Source organism: Gardnerella vaginalis (assembly GCF_001546455.1).
GTDB lineage: Bacteria > Actinomycetota > Actinomycetes > Actinomycetales > Bifidobacteriaceae > Bifidobacterium > Bifidobacterium vaginale_B.
Genome location: NZ_KQ956819.1, coordinates 36935 through 54422, shown reverse-complemented (window position 1 = coordinate 54422; position 17488 = coordinate 36935). Strand labels below are relative to the sequence as shown.

General features: G+C 44.9%; 12 protein-coding genes and 1 other RNA gene. 12 read left to right on the top strand and 1 reads right to left on the bottom strand.

Annotated features, from left to right (window positions below; all coding sequences use genetic code 11):
• Nucleotides 1-45 precede the first annotated feature (45 nt).
• The 9 genes from HMPREF3216_RS03550 (at nucleotide 46) to HMPREF3216_RS03510 (ending at nucleotide 11417) form a co-directional block, all read left to right on the top strand.
• The gene (locus HMPREF3216_RS03550) at nucleotides 46-1260 is read left to right on the top strand and encodes an argininosuccinate synthase (RefSeq protein WP_060786964.1); all 1215 of its coding nucleotides are present in this window, start codon (nucleotides 46-48) and stop codon (nucleotides 1258-1260) included.
• A 27-nt stretch (nucleotides 1261-1287) separates the two neighbouring features.
• Nucleotides 1288-2847, top strand: a complete 1560-nt coding sequence (gene argH / locus HMPREF3216_RS03545) for an argininosuccinate lyase (protein WP_060786963.1) — start codon at nucleotides 1288-1290, stop codon at nucleotides 2845-2847.
• Between the two features lie 65 nt (nucleotides 2848-2912).
• A complete protein-coding gene (gene tyrS / locus HMPREF3216_RS03540) occupies nucleotides 2913-4232 on the top strand; it encodes a tyrosine--tRNA ligase (protein ID WP_060786962.1) in 1320 nt (439 codons plus the stop codon).
• Nucleotides 4233-4312: 80 nt separating this feature from the next.
• Entirely contained in the window at nucleotides 4313-5866 is a 1554-nt protein-coding gene (locus tag HMPREF3216_RS03535; RefSeq protein ID WP_196485424.1) for a hypothetical protein, read from the top strand.
• Nucleotides 5856-6953, top strand: coding sequence for an HAD-IIA family hydrolase (locus HMPREF3216_RS03530; protein WP_060786960.1), 1098 nt, complete (start codon nucleotides 5856-5858; stop codon nucleotides 6951-6953). The genes HMPREF3216_RS03535 and HMPREF3216_RS03530 overlap by 11 nt, the downstream gene beginning before the upstream one ends.
• A 104-nt stretch (nucleotides 6954-7057) precedes the next feature.
• Nucleotides 7058-7849, top strand: a complete 792-nt coding sequence (locus HMPREF3216_RS03525) for a TlyA family RNA methyltransferase (protein ID WP_060786959.1) — start codon at nucleotides 7058-7060, stop codon at nucleotides 7847-7849.
• Between the two features lie 57 nt (nucleotides 7850-7906).
• Nucleotides 7907-8959, top strand: a complete 1053-nt coding sequence (locus HMPREF3216_RS03520) for an NAD kinase (protein ID WP_060786958.1) — start codon at nucleotides 7907-7909, stop codon at nucleotides 8957-8959.
• Between the two features lie 9 nt (nucleotides 8960-8968).
• Nucleotides 8969-10744 (top strand): DNA repair protein RecN, encoded by a 1776-nt coding sequence (gene recN, locus HMPREF3216_RS03515; RefSeq protein WP_060786957.1) that lies wholly within the window; start codon nucleotides 8969-8971, stop codon nucleotides 10742-10744.
• Between the two features lie 40 nt (nucleotides 10745-10784).
• Entirely contained in the window at nucleotides 10785-11417 is a 633-nt protein-coding gene (locus tag HMPREF3216_RS03510; RefSeq protein ID WP_060786956.1) for an HAD family hydrolase, read from the top strand.
• 29 nt (nucleotides 11418-11446) lie between these two features.
• Here HMPREF3216_RS03510 and rnpB read toward each other — a convergent pair.
• Nucleotides 11447-11818: RNase P RNA component class A (rnpB, locus tag HMPREF3216_RS03505), an RNA gene on the bottom strand.
• A gap of 156 nt (nucleotides 11819-11974) precedes the next feature.
• Between rnpB and hpf the strand changes: the two genes are divergently transcribed.
• The 3 genes from hpf (at nucleotide 11975) to sstT (ending at nucleotide 17358) form a co-directional block, all read left to right on the top strand.
• Entirely contained in the window at nucleotides 11975-12649 is a 675-nt protein-coding gene (gene hpf / locus HMPREF3216_RS03500) for a ribosome hibernation-promoting factor, HPF/YfiA family (protein ID WP_060786955.1), read from the top strand.
• A gap of 181 nt (nucleotides 12650-12830) precedes the next feature.
• Nucleotides 12831-15599 carry a preprotein translocase subunit SecA gene (gene secA, locus HMPREF3216_RS03495; RefSeq protein ID WP_060786954.1) on the top strand — a complete coding sequence of 923 codons (2769 nt, stop codon included), beginning with the start codon at nucleotides 12831-12833 and terminating at the stop codon, nucleotides 15597-15599.
• A 502-nt stretch (nucleotides 15600-16101) separates the two neighbouring features.
• Nucleotides 16102-17358 carry a serine/threonine transporter SstT gene (gene sstT / locus HMPREF3216_RS03485; protein ID WP_060786952.1) on the top strand — a complete coding sequence of 419 codons (1257 nt, stop codon included), beginning with the start codon at nucleotides 16102-16104 and terminating at the stop codon, nucleotides 17356-17358.
• Nucleotides 17359-17488: the final 130 nt, after the last annotated feature.

Sequence of the window (17488 nt, the reverse complement as noted above, 5' to 3'; positions counted from 1 at the left end):
ACACAACATAACGTTAATTCACGCAGCACAACCTGGGAGGTTGCTATGACTAATAAGAAGCGTATTGTATTGGCGTATTCGGGTGGCCTCGATACATCTGTAGCAATTCCGTACCTTAAAGAGCAAACGGGCCAAGATGTTGTGGCTGTGTCTCTAAACGTTGGTCAAGGCGGGGAAGCGCTCGAAGTCATAAAAAACCGCGCTTTGGCTTGCGGTGCTGTTGAATCGTATGTAGTTGACGCTCGAGAAGAATTTGCAGATAACTATTGCATGCTTGCGCTAAAGGCAAACGCGCTATACGAAGACGTGTATCCTTTAGTTTCCGCGCTTTCTAGGCCGCTTATTACTCGTCACTTGGTTCACGCAGCGCACGAATTTGACGCCGATACAATCGCCCACGGTTGCACAGGCAAAGGAAACGATCAGGTTCGTTTTGAAGTTGCAATCCAGTCTTTGGACCCAGATTTAAAGGCCATTAGCCCAATTCGTGATTTGTCGCTTACTCGCGATGTTGAAATCGCTTTTGCAAACGACCATAATCTTCCGATTACTCAAAGCAAGAAAAGCCCGTATTCCATAGACCAAAACGTTTGGGGTAGGGCAATTGAAACAGGCTTTTTGGAAGATCCTTGGAACGCTCCAACCGAAGAATGCTACTCTTACACAAAGAATCCTTTGGAAGCCACAACTCCAGACGAAGTTACAATCACGTTTGAAAAAGGTGTGCCAGTTGCAATTGACGGCCACAGCGTAACTGCGCTTCAAGCAATTGAAGAGATGAACAAGAGGGCGGGCGCTCAAGGAATTGGCAGAATCGACATTATTGAAGATCGCTTGGTTGGCATTAAGTCTCGCGAATTGTACGAAGTTCCAGGCGCGCAAGCTTTGATTACGGCTCATCAAGAGCTTGAGAATTGCTGCCTGGAGCGCGAGCAGCACAGGCTTAAGCGCGCTCTAGATAAAAAGTGGGCGGAATTTGTGTACGACGGCCAGTGGTTCTCGCCAGTTGTGCGTTCTTTGAATGCGTTTATAAACGAGACGCAGGAGCATGTTTCTGGCGATATTCGCATGACTTTATACGCTGGAAAGGTGGTTGTAACGGGCAGAAAGTCGAGTGAGTCTTTGTACGACTTTAACTTAGCTACTTACGATTCTTCCGATACCTTCGATCAGCGCGCTTCCAACGGATTTATTGAAATCTACGGATTGTCTAGCAAGGTTGCGGCGGCTCGCGATATGCGCGTTGCGAAGAACGACTAAAAATAGGGAAGCGAAAGAAGAATAACTATGCACGATGCAAATGCAAATGACAGCGCAAATGACAGCGACACTGCCAACGCCACCACAAACGCCGCCGCAACCGCCGCAACCGCCGCAAACCATCCAATAGCCTTGTGGGGCGGCCGTTTTAGCTCGGGTCCTTCTGCAGAGCTCGCAAAGCTTAGCAAGTCAACGCAATTTGACTGGCGATTAGCGGATGACGATATTGCAGGCTCTCGCGCCCACGCACACGCATTGCATCGTGCAGGTTTATTAACAAATCAAGAATACGCAGATCTTTGCAAAGCGCTAGACGAGTTGCAAAATCGCGTGGATAATGGCACTTTTGCGCCGATTGAAGAAGACGAGGACGAAGCAACAGCATTAGAGCGCGGTCTGCTTGAGATTGCAGGAAGCGAACTCGGCGGAAAACTTAGGGCTGGCCGATCTAGAAACGACCAAATCGCAGCTTTAATACGCATGTTTTTACGTGAGTCAGCGCGCGAGTTAGCTGCCAGAGTTCTAGACGTTTGCAATGCTTTAGTCGCTCAATCTTTAGAAGCAAAAGACGCTGTAATGCCTGGGCGAACTCATATGCAGCACGCTCAGCCTATTTTGCTTGCGCACCAGCTAATGGCTCATGTTTGGCCGCTTTTGCGAGACGTAGATCGCCTTGCGCACTGGGATTTGCGCGCAAACGAAAGCCCATACGGGGCAGGGGCATTGGCCGGCAACACTCTTGGACTAGACCCCGAAGAAGTTGCTAAAGAGCTTGGTTTTTCTGCTGTTTGCGCAAATTCGATTGATGCTACAGCAAGCCGAGATGTTGTTGCGGAATTTTCGTTTATTGCAGCCATGATTGGCGTTGATATTTCTCGCTTAAGCGAAGAGATTATTATATGGAATACTCAAGAATTTGCATTCGTGACTTTAGACGATGCCTATTCTACGGGCTCTTCGATTATGCCTCAAAAGAAGAATCCAGATATTGCGGAGCTTGCTAGAGGTAAAGCAGGGCGATTAATCGGAGATTTAACTGGATTAATGGCCACTCTTAAAGGTCTTCCAACCGCTTATGCGCGCGATTTGCAAGAAGACAAAGAAGCGGTTTTTGACCAAATCGACACTCTAGAAGTTTTGCTTCCAGCCTTTGCAGGAATGGTTAAAACAATGCGATTTAACATGCCTCGCTTGCTTGAGCAGTCTGCAACTGGTTTTGCTCTTGCTACCGACATTGCAGAATGGCTGGTAAAACAAGGAGTTCCTTTCCGCAATGCGCATACGTTATCGGGATTATGCGTAAAGCGTGCCGAAAGTCTTAAATGCGATTTAAGCGATTTGAGTAATAACGATTATGCAACGATTTTAGACGGCGTTATTGATGCAAATAAAATACCAGATCTTAGACTCGTTCTTTCTAGCTATGGCTCTGTTTCTTCTAGATGTGGCAAGGGCGGAACAGCCTTTGTGCGCGTAAAAGAACAAATTAATCAAGCTCAGCTTGCGATTAGCCAGTACAAGAAATTTGCCGAATCTTTAAGCGACGGAACAGCTTATAAGAGTGTCTCCATGTGCTGCCAAAATTGAAAGGCTTGTAGCGCGCAAATGCGCCCGATATTTTCGGTAATTTTTGCAGTAATAAGGAGATATAAATGGCTCAGGTGAGGAATTACAAAGAGGCTGGATTTGCTTCTTTGTTTGAAGAGCTAAAGTGGCGTGGATTGATTTCTCAATCTACAGACGAACAGCAACTTGCTCAAGCACTCGACGGAGAACCATTAACTTATTATTGCGGCTACGATCCTACTGCTGCATCGCTTCATATTGGCAATCTTGTTCAGCTTATTAACATGCGTCATTTGCAAGCTGCAGGACATCATCCTATTGCTTTGGTTGGCGGTGCTACGGGCTTGATTGGAGATCCTCGCCAAAGCGGAGAGCGCACGCTTAATTCCAAAGATATTGTGGCCGGATGGGCAGAGCGCTTACGCAAGCAAATTGGCCGCATTTTGCCTCTTGATGGAGAAAATCCTGTTCGCTTTGTAAGCAACTACGACTGGGTTTCTAAAATGTCTGCTATCGACTTTTTGCGCGATGTTGGCAAGAACTTCCGTGTTGGCACAATGCTTTCTAAAGATATTGTGGCTCGCCGCTTAAACTCCGACGAAGGTATTTCTTTCGCTGAGTTTAGCTACCAGGTTTTGCAAGGAAACGACTTTTTGTACTTGTTTGATAATTACAACGTTACTTTGCAGCTTGGTGGATCTGATCAGTGGGGCAATTTGACCTCTGGCATGGATTTGATTCGTAAGGTTCGCGGAGCTTCTGTGCACGTGTTTACTAGCCCGATTATTACGGATAATCAGGGTCGTAAGTTTGGTAAGTCGGAGGGCAACGCAATGTGGCTTGATCCTACAATGCTTAGCCCTTATCGCTTCTATCAGTTCTGGTTTAATCAGCCAGACGATGAAGTTGTTAAGCTTCTTAAGGCTTTTACGTTCTTGCCTAAGAGCGAGATTGAGCGCTTGGAAAAGCAAATTCAAGAAGACCCAGGAAGCCGAGAAGCTCAGCGTGTGCTCGCTTGGGAAGTTACAAGCTTTGTTCACGGAGAAGACGTTACAAACCAGGCGATTGCAGCTTCTGGAGCGCTTTTTGGCAAGGGCGATTTAGCTGGAATCGACGAGCAAACTCTTGAGGCTGCTTTAGACGGCGTTAAAGTTAAAGCGCAGGATGGCACTTTGGAGTTTGCTAAAGCGCATGTTGCAGACCGTGTGGTTGAGGCCGCTGTTGCTGCTGGATTGTTCCGCACTATTTCCGAGGCTCGTAGAGCTGTGGAAGCTGGTGGATTGTACGTTAACAATAATCGCGTAGACAGCGTTGATGATGTTTTGAATGAAGATTCATTCTTGCATGGTCGTTTTGCTTTGATTCGTAGGGGCAAGAAGGCTGTTGGCGCTGTTGAGCGTGCGTAGTTTTTAAGTGCGCTTGATTTGTTCAACATTAGATTTTTAGTATAATTTTATATTTTTAAACTTTGAAAGGTATGCCAATAATGGGCGAAGAACGCGGATCGCGTAGTGGTAAGTCGTTTGGTAATCGTGGCCATTTTAGCCGTCAAAATGGTGGTAAAAATGGCGGTAAAAATGGGGAGCATCGCGGCGGATTCCACAAAGGTGGGTTCCATAAGGATGGATTCCGTAAGGATGATTTCCATAAAGATGGGGAGCATCGCGGTGGTTTCCACAAGGATGGTTTCCACAAGGATGGTTTCCATAAAGACGGATTCAAGAAGAGCGGTTTTAAGAAGAACTCGGATCGCAAGTTTGATGGCGATAACCGCGTAGAACGCGGCGAGCGCAAGTTTGACCGTAATAATCAACACAATCGTAGCGATTACGAAAAGCGCACAAATCGCAGTTTTGAAGCTGATTCAAAAGAATCGCGCAATCCAAGATACAAGAAGTTTGACCGCGATAATCGTGGCGAGCGCAATGATCGCAGATTTGAAGATAATCGCGGCGGCTTCCACAAGGACGGCTTCCACAAGAGCGGATTTAAGAAGAATGATTCTAAAAAGCGCGATTCAAAGTCGTCTTTCCGCTTTGAAAATGGCCCTCGTAGAAACTCGGATGGAACTGTTTCATACCCATCTCAAAACCCGTATACCGATAGGCGCCCAGGCGAGCCAAAAATGCCTAAGGGCTTAGAATATTCAATGCTTTCTAAGGAGTCTCGCGAGCGTTTGCGCGGTCTTTCTAAGGAGCATTCCGAAAACATTGGCTTGCATATTCTTGCTGCATACGCTTTGCAAGATGAGGACCCGGAGCTTGCTTTAGAACACGCAAAGTGGGCTGCAAAGCAGGCGTCTCGCATTGATTTTTCGCGCGAAACGCTAGGATTTGTTGCATACCGTCAAGGCGATTATAAGCTTGCTGCGCGCGAGTTTAGAACGGCTATGCGAATGAATGGTTACACGGATTATCTTCCATTTATTGCCGATTGCGAGCGCGGTATGGGTAACCTCGATAAAGCGCTGGAAATTTGCATGTCGGATGAAGCTAAAAGCGTTAGTGGCGAAGTTAAGGCAGAAATGTTCCTTGTGTATGCAGGCGTTTTGGCAGATACAAACCATGCGGATAAGGCGATTGAGCTTGTTCACGCAATGGGCAGGTCTAAGGGCTTGCCTGGCGAGTATAGAATGCGCGCTGTTCAGGCAGAGCAGTACTTCTTAGAGGAGGCTGGGCGAAGCGATGAGGCAATTGAACTTGATGTTTTGCTGGATCGCTTAGAAGAGCAGTATGCAGATATTGAAGACGAAGAAAATCCAGAAGATGTTGTGATTGACTACGATTTGGAACATCTTAACGACGCGATTATGGACGAAGTGGGCATTAGTGAAGATGATGCGCAATTTGCTCCAGAAGATATCGAGTTTAGCGATGAGTCTGAAGAGGATGATGAGTCTGAAGCGGATTTGGATGATGAGTTGGATGACGAATCGCAAACCACAGATAACGCAGATAATGCAGACAACGCACAAATCGCAGAAATCGCAGAAATCGCAGAAAACACAGAAAACACAGAAAACGCAGATAATGCAGCCTGATTTAAGAGCGAATTTTCTAGACAGTTCCAGCGAGCTGAGCAAGGATTTTAGTCTGGCTCTTCTCGACTTAGACGGAGTGGTATATAGAGGCGGAAAATCCGTTGAATATGCAGCCGAATCAATTGAAAACGCTCAAAAAAACGGTATGTTTATTGAATATACCACAAATAATTCTTCGCGTTTTCAAGAAGTTGTAGCAAGTCAGCTAGAAAGTTTTGGCTTAAAAGTAGAGCCGTGGCAAATCATAACTTCTTCGCTTGTAGCTGCTCGAATGGTTGCTCGCTATGTTCCAAGCGGCTCAAACGTTTTAGTTCTTGGTGCGGATCATCTTGTTCAAGAGACTCAGCGTGCAGGTCTTAATCCTGTAAAGTCTTGTAAAGACAATCCTAAGGCTGTAATTCAAGGCTGGTATCCGCAAATGACTTGGCAAGAAATGGCGCAAGTCGCTTTTGCTGTAGAGCATGGAGCTAAGTATTTTGTTACTAATCGCGATTTAACAATTCCGCGCGAGTTTGGCATAGCTCCTGGATGCGGTTCTATGATTCAAGCCGTAGTAAACGCCACTGGAGTGGAGCCTATTGCGTCTGCAGGAAAGCCAGAGTGCGCAATGTATGACGAAGCGCGATTGTTGGTTGCCGCAAACGCAAAGCACAGTAACGAAGATATTGAAAATTGCTGCGAAAAAGACGATTTCGGAAATCCGCTAATAAGCATTGAGCGCTCTCTGGCTGTAGGAGACAGATTAGACACAGATATTGAAGCAGGTACAAGGGGTGGGTATAAGTCACTTCTTGTTCTTACGGGTGTTACTAATGCACGCATGTTACTTGAAGCTCCAAAACACTTGCGACCAAGCTTTGTTTCTAAGGATTTAAGAGGGCTAAACGAGGTTCATTATGCGCCTAAACGCGTTGACGATTCTACGTTTGTATGCGGCGATTCTAGAGCGCAGGTTGTTTGTAACGCTATTGAAGTCAACAATCCCAATGATTGCAATGCTTTGAGGGCTGCTTGCGCGCTCGCTTGGAGCTTAAAAGACGGCGGAAAATCGCTGGAAGACTACACTCTTCCAGAGTTTTCTTTGTGATTTGTGGCTTTGTTGCTTGTGATTTTGTTGCCTACAGATTACAGCTTACGGCTTGCAGCTTGCGACCTATGACTTGCGATTTTAGATTTTGAGCGAGGTTTTTAATGCTAGACGAAGATTCTTTAGCTCAGCGCTTAGACTGCGCGCTTGTAAATCGCGGTTTAGCTAAAAGTAGAACTACAGCACAGCGTCTTATTAAAGCTGGAGTAGTAAAAGTAGATAATCGTAGTGTTAAAAAAACGTCATTTTTAGTAAAAGAATCGCAAAAAATAAGCCTTGATGAATCAAAAGAAGAAAATTCTTGCGTTAAATATGTTTCTAGGGGAGCGCTAAAACTCGAAGGCGCGTTCCGCTTATTTGATAATTTGGGATTAGAAGTTGATTCAAATACAATGGCGTTAGATATTGGCGCTTCTACTGGCGGTTTCTGCGATTATTTGTTGCAAAATGGCGCCAATAGCGTTATAGCTTTAGATGTTGGACACGGTCAATTGCACTCAAAAATCGCAAGCAATCCGCGCGTTATTGAAATGAGTGGCGTAAATATTAGAAATGTTTATGCGCAAGATTTGCCGTACAAGCCTAATCTTATAGTCTCCGACGTCTCTTTTATATCTCTTAGCTTGGTTATTCCAGTAATTGCACGTATTGCGCAAAACAACGCGAATATTGTTCTTCTTGTAAAGCCACAATTTGAAGTTGGCAAAGGAAACCTTGGAAAAGGCGGAATTGTAACAGATAAAAACCTAAGACTTAAGGCGTTAGAAAATATTAAGGAATGCGCTAAAAACAACGGTTTAAGTGTTATTGCAACTCATGAATCTCCTATAGAGGGTACTCACGGGAATGTTGAATATCTTCTTTATGCGCAATATGTAGTGCAACAACTAAAATGATGATTAACTTTTGTAAAGCTACAAATTAAGCTACAAATAAAGCTCAAAGGGGGTGCTATGCAAGAACGTTTGCCTGGGGATTGTGCTTCTCGCAGTGCTCTTGTGGTTACGCATGCGCGTCTTGATAGCAACAGTGCTGTTGTAAATCAAGTTACTACTCAGCTTAAAAATGCAGGTTTTAATGTTAGCGTGTTTCATAGCGCTGCAGTATCGGATTTTGCGCAAAAAATTGCTCAAGGGGTAGATAAAAATACCGAAATTGTTGTTGTGCTAGGTGGGGATGGCACAATGCTTCAGGCTGCAGAATTAGTGCATTGCACTCCTGTTCCAATTATTGGAATAAACCTTGGGCATGTTGGTTTTTTGGCAGAATTTGAAAGCTTCCAGATTGATGAGGCTATTAGGCGAATCGCGCAAAAAGACTACTTTTTAGAGCATAGAATGGAAGCGCATGTAGACGTTTGGCTTCCTGGTGCAAGTGAGCCTTTAAGCGATTGGGCGCTTAACGATATTACGTTAGATAGGGCAGATCGCGGGCGAATGGTGGAGCTTTCAATTCGCGTTGACAACGTTGAAATGTCATCTTTTGGCTGCGATGGCGTGATTGTTTCTACGCCTACTGGGTCCACAGCGTACGCGTTTTCGGCAGGAGGCCCAATTATGTGGCCAAATGTTGAGGCTTTGCAATTGGTTCCATTGGCTGCTCACGCACTGTTTGCTAGACCGCTAATAATTGGTGCAGGATCTACTTTTACGATTGATATTTTGCAAGATTCTGCTTCTGGCGGTTGGATTTGCTGCGATGGAAGGCGCCAAAGGGCTTTGTCGCAAGGTTCTAGAATTCAAATTAGGCAGTCTAAAGATGAGTTGCTTTTAGCGCGACTTTCTGGAGTTCCGTTTACACAAAGATTAGTCACAAAGTTTGATTTGCCAGTTGTTGGATGGCGTGAAAATCGCAGAAAAGTGGACGCTAAACCTAAGATGTATGAGGCGAATCTTCATAACGAAACCGATAGGAATTACGAAGATAGCGCAAGTGTAAATGGTGCGGATTCTGGTGCGGATTCTGGTGCCGAATATCCAAGCGGCTCTACTGGTTTAAACCTATAGGGGGTATTTGTGCTTGAAGAACTTGAGATTCGCAATTTAGGCCCAATTTCCCACGCTATTATTACGCCTTCTAAAGGCATGACGGCAATAACTGGCGAAACTGGAGCTGGAAAATCCATGCTTTTAAGCGCCGTAAAGCTTATATCGGGCGGTAAGGCAGATTTAGCAAAAGTGGCGGCTGCTGCAGATGAATCATGGGCGCAAGGCGTGTTTTCTATACCAAAATCAAGCGCAGCTGCTCAATTGCTGCAAGAGTCTGGGATTAATGCCGAAGAATCCGAAGACGACGATTCTAAAGAAGACGTTTACATATCTAGGTCTGTTCCAAAATCGGGCAGGTCCAGGGCTGTTATTTCTGGCTGTTCCGTTCCAAAATCCTTGTTAGAGAGCGTTTGTTTGCACACAATCACAATCCATGGTCAAAGTGACCAGCTTCGCATAGCAACAAGCGCAAAACAACGCGAATTCTTGGATTCAATCTCTTGCAATTCTAAAGAGCTACAAGACTACGAATCAGCGTTTAATAAGTGGCAAAATGCCGTTGAATCCTATAATCGCCTTATAAATCAGCAGTCGTCTTCTAGGCAGCGTGCCGACTATTTGCGCGAATCGCTAGAAAAAATCCGCCAAATTGATCCAAAACCAAATGAAGACGTGGATCTTAAAGCCAAAAGAGATCGCATAGAAAATGCTGCTCAAATTGTACGCGGTTTGGGTGAGGCAATATCTTCGTTAGATGCAAGTCAAATTGATTATGGCGCAATAGATTCTGCCGACGCTTTGCATTTGGTTGATAATGCTGCTAAGGCAATTCGTTCGATTCGAGTTGACGGAGATTATAGCGCGATTGCAAATCAGCTTGACGATATTTCTTCCCAGATTTCCGACATTGTTATGCAACTTGCGCAGCAGCTAGATGTTGATAGTAGTCAAGAAGATTTAGACGCCATTAACAATCGTATTCACGATTTAAGCGATTTAACACGCAGGTGGGGGCCGCAAATCGCAGATGTTTTGGATTGGGCTAAAAAAGCGCAGTTTGAGCTTGAAGATTTGGACGATTCGCCAGAAGCCGTTGCGCGCGCTAAAGACTTGTGTGAAAAGACTTATAAAGACGCTGAAAAACTAGCCGAGGCTCTTTATAACACGCGTAAAGTTGTTGCAAAAAAGTTTAGCGATGAAGTTAGTAAAGAGCTTGAATCCTTATCTATGCCAGATGCGCAGCTTTTGATTAATGTTTCTAAGCGAGATAAAAATCAAGATGGAAAATTTGATTTAAACGTACACGGCTTAGATAGTGTTGAGTTTCTTTTTAAGCCATTCCCAGCTTCCAACTATTTGCCAATGGGCAGTAGTGCTTCTGGCGGTGAGCTTAGTAGGCTTATGCTTGCAATGGAGCTTGTTGCTGCAAAGTTTAACCACAGCAACAATCAGTCAATGACGTTTATTTTTGACGAAGTTGACGCTGGCGTTGGCGGAGTGGCTGCCGTAGAGTTAGGAAAGCGCTTGGCTTTGCTTGCTAAGAGTGCGCAAGTGATTGTTGTAACGCATTTGGCTCAAGTGGCGTCTTTTGCAGACGTTCAATTTGTTGTTAGAAAAAAGATTGAAAGTTTGGCGGATTCTGGTGCGGATTCTGGTGCGGATTCTGGCGTTGCAGATACAACTGTTAGCAAATTAGATAATCTTGGTCGCCAGAAAGAAATCGCAAGAATGCTTTCGGGCAGTCAGTCTCAAGCGTCTTTGGATCACGCAAAAGAATTACTTGAAAATAGTAATCTGGACTAATATCAGGGCTAATATCTGGACTAATATCAAGGCTAATAATATGAGCGAAAATGCATTAGTTGATAATTCAAATTGTGCTGCGATTTTTGATTTTGACGGCACTTTGCTAGATTCCCTAGATGTTTGGGACAAGATAGACGAAGAGAGTTTTGCTAAACGCGGTATTAAAGTGCCGCCAGATTTTGCCGATTCCACTGCCACAATGACGCCTCGCCAAGTTGCGGATTACGTTATTGAGCGTTTTGGTTTTACGGATTCTCCAGAGTATTTAATGCAAGAATGGCAAGACATGGCTTTTGACGCGTATGCGAAGCATTTGCCGCTTAGAAAAGGCGCTAAAAATTACGTGGATTATCTGCATAAAACTGGTGCAAAAATGGTTCTTATAACTACTCTTTCCAGGTCTTTATGCGTTCCAGCGTTAAAACGTACCGATTTGTATGATTACTTTGATTTGATGATTTTTGGAGAAAATTTAGAAAGCAATGCAAAAAATAGTCCTAAAACTTATATTGACTTGGCAAATAAAATTGGCGTAAAACCAAGCGATTGCACCGTTTTTGAAGATTCTGCTACAGCGCTAAAGTCGGCCCGTTTGGCTGGAATGAAAACTTGCGGGGTAGTGGATTTAATAAATGGCGATTTTGATTTTGCGCCGAAAAGTCTTAGTTAAATTGCAAGTCTTAGTTAAACCGCAAAGTTGAGGTGAGGTTTCACATACCCCGGGTTTTGTCGCGTGCAAAATGCACACGGATGACCATCCATCTCGATTTGACGTTACCGCCAAACTCTAGCAGTCTACCCGAAGACTCAGGCGAGCAGCCCTTAAACACCTTCTGCTTGACCTTGCTCCCAATGAGGCTTGCCATGCGGCTAACTGTTACCAGAAGCCCGGTGGTCTCTTGCACCGCCGTTTCACCCTTACCTAAACAAAAGTTTAGGCGGTCTATTCTCTGTTGCGCTATCTCTCAGGTTGCCCTGGGCGGACGTTATCCGCCATTGTGCTCTGTGGAGCCCGGAAGTTCCTCAGCTACTCCGAATGAACATTGCAGCCGCGGTCATCGTGAAACCTCAACCTTCCCAATTATAGCAGATGTTTTAATTTTCTTCATATTTTGCGACTCGCTAGAAAATGGCGGCTTTTAGCGGATATAATAGATGTATCAGCGGCGCTGGTGCCGTTGACGTGTACACAAACCGATTTATATCGGATTACTTAAGGAGGTTCGCATGGAGATCGTCATCACTGGACGTCATACGCAGATTAAGCAGAGATTCCGTGACGTTGTAGAAAGCAAGATGAATCGTGTGACCGCCATTGCTCCAGATGCGCAGCGCATTCAGATTGTGCTTAACACTGAGGGCAATCCAAGGCAGGCAGATACTGCAAAAAGAGTTGAAATTACTGTAGTTGCAGGAAGTACGGTTATTCGCGCAGAAGCATCTAGCACAGATCAATACAGTGCATTAGATATGGCGTTAGATAAGTTGACGCTTCGCTTGCGTAGAACTCGCGATCGCCGTAAGGATCATCGCCGTGGCTACGAGCAGATGGTTCCAGTTGATTTGGGTGTTGTAGAGCCAGAAGTTGAAACAACTGTTGAAGAAGTTGCACAAGAAGATGGAACAAATAGTGCAGACGCCGCGGTTGCTTCCGATTTGGGTCCTGGCGAATCAGTAGAGGTGAGCGTTGGAGATACTCCTATTGTTATTCGCCGCAAGCTCCACATTGCTGAGCCAATGAGCATTGATGAGGCGTTGTACGAGATGGAACTTATTGGCCACGACTTCTTCCTGTTTGTAAATAAGGAGACCATGCGTCCATCGGTTGTATACCGTAGGCATGGATGGAGCTACGGTGTGTTTGAGATTGACACTCCAGAAAATGTTGCTAAGAAGAAGTAAATAAAATAACTCATATGAGTGCATTGCCCGCCTAGTAATACGCTAGTAGCACGCTAGGCGGGCATTTTATGCTTTGTTTTGGACTCGCGAGCCGCAAAAATCGTAGCCGTCGCGTAATATAGGCACAGTTTACGTCTATGTTGGCTAGCCGAATCATAGACACGACCTAAGGGAGCTAAACGTGGTAGATATCGTTGATAAAGCCTTGCGCATGGGTGAAGGCCGTCAATTGAGGCGCCTTGAGAACGTTGCAAAGGCTGTGAATGCGCTAGAAGATCAGATTTCTGCGCTTTCGGACGAGGAACTTAAAGGGCAAACGGCAAAGTTCAAGCAAAAGTTAGACAATGGTGCGAAGCTTGATGATTTAATGCCAGAAGCCTTTGCTACAGTGCGAGAAGTTTCAAAGCGTACTCTTGGTCAGCGTCACTTCGATGTTCAGCTTATGGGTGGCGCAGCATTGCACTGGGGCAATATTGCAGAAATGAAAACTGGTGAAGGTAAAACACTTGTTGCAACATTGCCTAGCTATTTAAACGCTTTGGAAGGCAAGGGCGTTCACGTTGTTACCGTTAACGACTATCTTGCTAGCTATCAGAGCGAGCTCATGGGTCGTATTTATAGGTTCCTCGGCATGAGCGTTGGCTGCATTATTACAGATCAGCAGCCTCCAGAGCGCAGGAAGCAATACAACGCAGATATTACTTATGGTACAAACAACGAGTTTGGCTTTGACTATTTGCGAGACAATATGGCCTGGGAAAAGGGCGATCTTGTTCAGCGTGGTCATCACTATGCAATCGTTGATGAGGTTGATTCCATTCTTATCGATGAGGCTCGTACGCCACTTATTATCTCTGGTCCTGCCGAAGGCGATGTTACGCGCTGGTATCGCGAGTTTGCAAAGCTTGTTTTAAAGCTTGATCGCGATGTTGATTACAAGGTTGACGAAAAGCGCAAGACCGCTGGTATTTTGGATTCAGGCATTGCAAAGATTGAAGACTACTTAGGTATTGATAATCTTTACGAGCCAAGCAACACTGCTTTGATTGGCTACTTGAATAATGCTTTAAAGGCTAAGGAACTCTTCCTTTTGGATCGCGATTACGTTGTTACAAATGGCGAAGTTCTTATTGTTGACGAGCACACTGGCCGTGTTCTTCCAGGCCGTCGTTATAGCGAAGGCTTGCATCAGGCTATTGAAGCTAAAGAGAACGTTGAAGTAAAGGCAGAAAATCAGACTTTTGCAACTATTACTTTGCAGAACTACTTCCGCATGTACGATAAGCTTGCTGGCATGACTGGTACTGCAGAAACGGAAGCTGCTGAGTTTATGGGAACGTACAAGCTTGGCGTTCTTCCAATTCCTTCCAACCGTCCAGTTATTCGTATGGATAAGGATGATTTGATTTTCCGTACTAAGAAGGAAAAGCTTGCTGCGATTGTTCGAGACGTTGCTCAGCGCCACGCAAAGGGTCAGCCTGTTTTGCTTGGTACGGCTTCGGTTGAATCTTCCGAAATCGTTTCCTCACTTTTGGATGTTGCGCGTATTCCTCATCAGGTGTTGAATGCTAAGCAAAACGCTAAGGAAGCAGCTGTTGTTGCTGTTGCAGGTCGTAAGGGTGCTGTGACTGTTGCTACAAACATGGCAGGTCGTGGTACGGATATTATGCTTGGTGGAAACGTTGAGTTCTTGGCAGATGCAAAGCTTAAGGCTCAGGGTTATTCTCCAGACGATACCCCAGAAGAGTACGAGAAGCGTTGGCCAGGCGTTTTGGCAGAAGTCAAAGAGCAGGTTAAAGACGAGCACGAAGAGGTTAAGAAGCTTGGTGGCTTGTATGTTCTAGGCACTGAGCGCCACGAATCTCGTCGTATTGATAATCAGCTTAGAGGCCGTTCTGGCCGTCAGGGCGACCCTGGCGAATCGCGCTTCTACTTAAGCTTGGAAGACGACTTAATGCGCTTGTTCAACACTCAGCTTGTTGCGCGCGTTATGGCTAAGGGCTTGCCAGAGGGCGAACCAATCGAGTCTAAGTATGTTTCTAATGGCGTTCGCACGGCTCAAAAGACTGTTGAAGCGCGTAACTTTGAAATGCGTAAGAACGTTTTAAAGTATGACGACGTTATGAACAAGCAGCGTACCGTTATTTATTCGGAGCGTCAGGCGGTTCTTAAGGGCGAAGATATTCACGAAGATATCTTAAAGTTTATTAAAGATACTGCCGATAGCTACGTGCGCGGAGCTATGAATGGGTCTGATAAACCTAAGAACTGGGATTGGGAAGGCCTTAAAGACGCTGTAAATTCGGTTATGCCAATTATTGTTGATTGGGATCAGCTTCGCTTGCAAATCGAGGCTCTTAAGGGTGATAAAGCCATTGAGACTTTGCGAGACACGATTGTAGATAGCGTTACAACGATTTACGCCGTGTTTGAAGATCGAATGGGTTCCGATAACTTGCGTCAGTTTGAGCGTAGGGTTGTTTTGGCTGTTCTCGATAGAAAGTGGCGTGAACATCTTTACGAGATGGACTACTTAAAGGACGGCATTGGCTTGCGCGGTATGGGTCAGCGAGATCCTCTTGTTGAGTACCAGCGCGAAGGCTTCCAAATGTACAACTCAATGATTGAGGCTATTAAGGAAGAGTCTATTCAGCTTCTGTTCCGCATGAATCTTGAGCAGATTGTTGCAGAAACAGAAAATCAAGATGATTCTTATGTAGATGAAGAGGTTGAGCAAGTAGAGCAAGAAGACGAGCATTCTGGAATCGTCGGTCCTGCTCCTATGAGCCATGCGGAAGGCGAAGTTCCATTAAGCAAGCGTCCAAAGGCGGAGGAGTGGAAGACTCCTTGGGCCGATGGCCGTACGTTCCCAGGAACAAACAAAAACGACGAATGCCCATGCGGATCTGGCAGAAAGTACAAGCTCTGCCACGGTCAAAATGAGGATTAAAGTTTTGTAAAGATGAGGCTGGTGCTAATGCATCGGCCTCATTTTTTTTTGTTTCTTTTCCCTTGTGTTTGTTTCTTTTCCCTTGTGTTTGTTTCCCAAAACACTAAAAATGGGAACAAACGCGGGGAAGTGTTCTTATGTTTGTTTCCAATTTGACCCAAAATGTAAGCAAACGCGGGAAATCGCTCGCGCGTTACATCGCGCTCACGTCTTCGCTTGCGTTGAAAGCACACTGTGCTTTCAACTTTGAGCAAGCTCAGCGCTCCGAATTGCCATCGCGCTGCGCTCTAAGCGCTCAGGCAGGTCGTCGCGCAAATTCGGTAATAGCGCTCGCGCGTTACAGCGCGCTCACCACAAAAATCAGTGCTAAATCTCACAAAGTCACAATTTGCATATGTATGCAAGCGTGTGTATAATATGTAAAAATAGAAAATCTTGCGAGTATGAATACAAATAAAAGAGTATAAAATATTCTGCACAAACAAAATTACAGGAGACTCTCATGCACAAGATTATTCAAAAGTGGAATAACATTGACCTTATTCTGCGTATTGTTATTGGTCTTTTTCTTGGCGCTGCACTTGGCATTTTTGTGCCAGCTCACGTTTATGTGCTAGATCTTATGGGAAAGCTGTTTGTGAGCGCACTTAAATCCGTTGCGCCGATTTTGGTATTTTGCCTTGTGATTGGCGCGCTTGCAAAAGCAAAAAGTGTTGGAAACATGAAGCTTGTAATCGTGTTGTATGCGCTTTCTACTTTCACCGCAAGCCTTATAGCGGTATGCGCGGCTATGATTTTCCCTGTTGATTTTACGTTTGCGCATGTTGAAGCAGCGTCTTCGCCATCTCCTCAAGGAATCGGCGAAGTTCTTAATTCTCTTGTGTTAAATATTGTGGTAAACCCTGTAGATGCTCTTGCAAAGGGAAACTTTATTGGTATTTTATTCTGGGCAATCGCATTTGGCGTAGCACTTCGCTTTGCTGAGCCTTCCACTAAAGCATTCTTTGACAACGTTTCGTCTGCTATTGGAAAAATTGTTCACTGGATTATTAACGCGGCACCTTTTGGAATTATGGGCCTTGTTTATACAACAGTGGCAAGCAATGGTCTTCGTATTTTTAGTGAATACGGTTCTGTTATTGCCTTGTTAGTATGCACTATGGCTGTTGTTGCTTTGATTGTAAATCCTATTTTGGTTTTTGTGCTTACTGGCAAGAATCCGTATCCTCTTGTATTAAGAACATTGCGAGATTCGGGAGTTACAGCGTTCTTTATGCGTTCTTCTGCTGCAAATATTCCTGTAAACATGAATTTGTGTGAAAAGCTTGGCTTTAATAAAGACAATTACTCGGTTTCTATACCACTTGGATCAACCATTAATATGAGTGGTGCTGCTATAACTATTTCGATTATGGCTTTGTGCGCTGCTCACACGCTTGGGATTTACGTTGATATTCCAACAGCTGTGATTTTGTCTGCGCTCTCTGCTGTTAGCGCTGCAGGCGCATCTGGAGTGGCTGGTGGTTCGCTTTTGCTTATACCTCTTGCGTGCTCGTCGTTTGGAATTTCAAATGATATTGCTATGCAAGTAGTTGCTATTGGCCTTATTATTGGCGTGATTCAAGATTCGTGCGAAACTGCGCTTAACTCTTCCACAGATGTTCTCTTTACGGCAGTTGGTGAATATCGCATGTGGCAGCGTGCAGGTCTTGAGTTTAAGATGGGCAAGGATCACGAACCAGTGCAACTTAAAAAGTAGCTGTTGTAGCTGTTGTAGCTTTTGCTAAGTATTTATTATTACTGGTGCGCGTTCTTACGTCTTTACGTTTTAGAACGCGCACTTTTGCTATGTTTTGCGAGGTGTTATTGTAATCAACAAAAGGTTTTAG

Coding starts and splice junctions, on each gene's coding strand:
- HMPREF3216_RS03520 (WP_060786958.1), top strand. CDS start 7,907: ATGCAAGAACGTTTGCCTGGGGATTGTGCTTCTCGCAGTGCTCTTGTG.
- HMPREF3216_RS03510 (WP_060786956.1), top strand. CDS start 10,785: ATGAGCGAAAATGCATTAGTTGATAATTCAAATTGTGCTGCGATTTTT.
- HMPREF3216_RS03535 (WP_196485424.1), top strand. CDS start 4,313: ATGGGCGAAGAACGCGGATCGCGTAGTGGTAAGTCGTTTGGTAATCGT.
- HMPREF3216_RS03530 (WP_060786960.1), top strand. CDS start 5,856: ATGCAGCCTGATTTAAGAGCGAATTTTCTAGACAGTTCCAGCGAGCTG.
- hpf (WP_060786955.1), top strand. CDS start 11,975: ATGGAGATCGTCATCACTGGACGTCATACGCAGATTAAGCAGAGATTC.
- HMPREF3216_RS03525 (WP_060786959.1), top strand. CDS start 7,058: ATGCTAGACGAAGATTCTTTAGCTCAGCGCTTAGACTGCGCGCTTGTA.
- HMPREF3216_RS03550 (WP_060786964.1), top strand. CDS start 46: ATGACTAATAAGAAGCGTATTGTATTGGCGTATTCGGGTGGCCTCGAT.
- argH (WP_060786963.1), top strand. CDS start 1,288: ATGCACGATGCAAATGCAAATGACAGCGCAAATGACAGCGACACTGCC.
- sstT (WP_060786952.1), top strand. CDS start 16,102: ATGCACAAGATTATTCAAAAGTGGAATAACATTGACCTTATTCTGCGT.
- tyrS (WP_060786962.1), top strand. CDS start 2,913: ATGGCTCAGGTGAGGAATTACAAAGAGGCTGGATTTGCTTCTTTGTTT.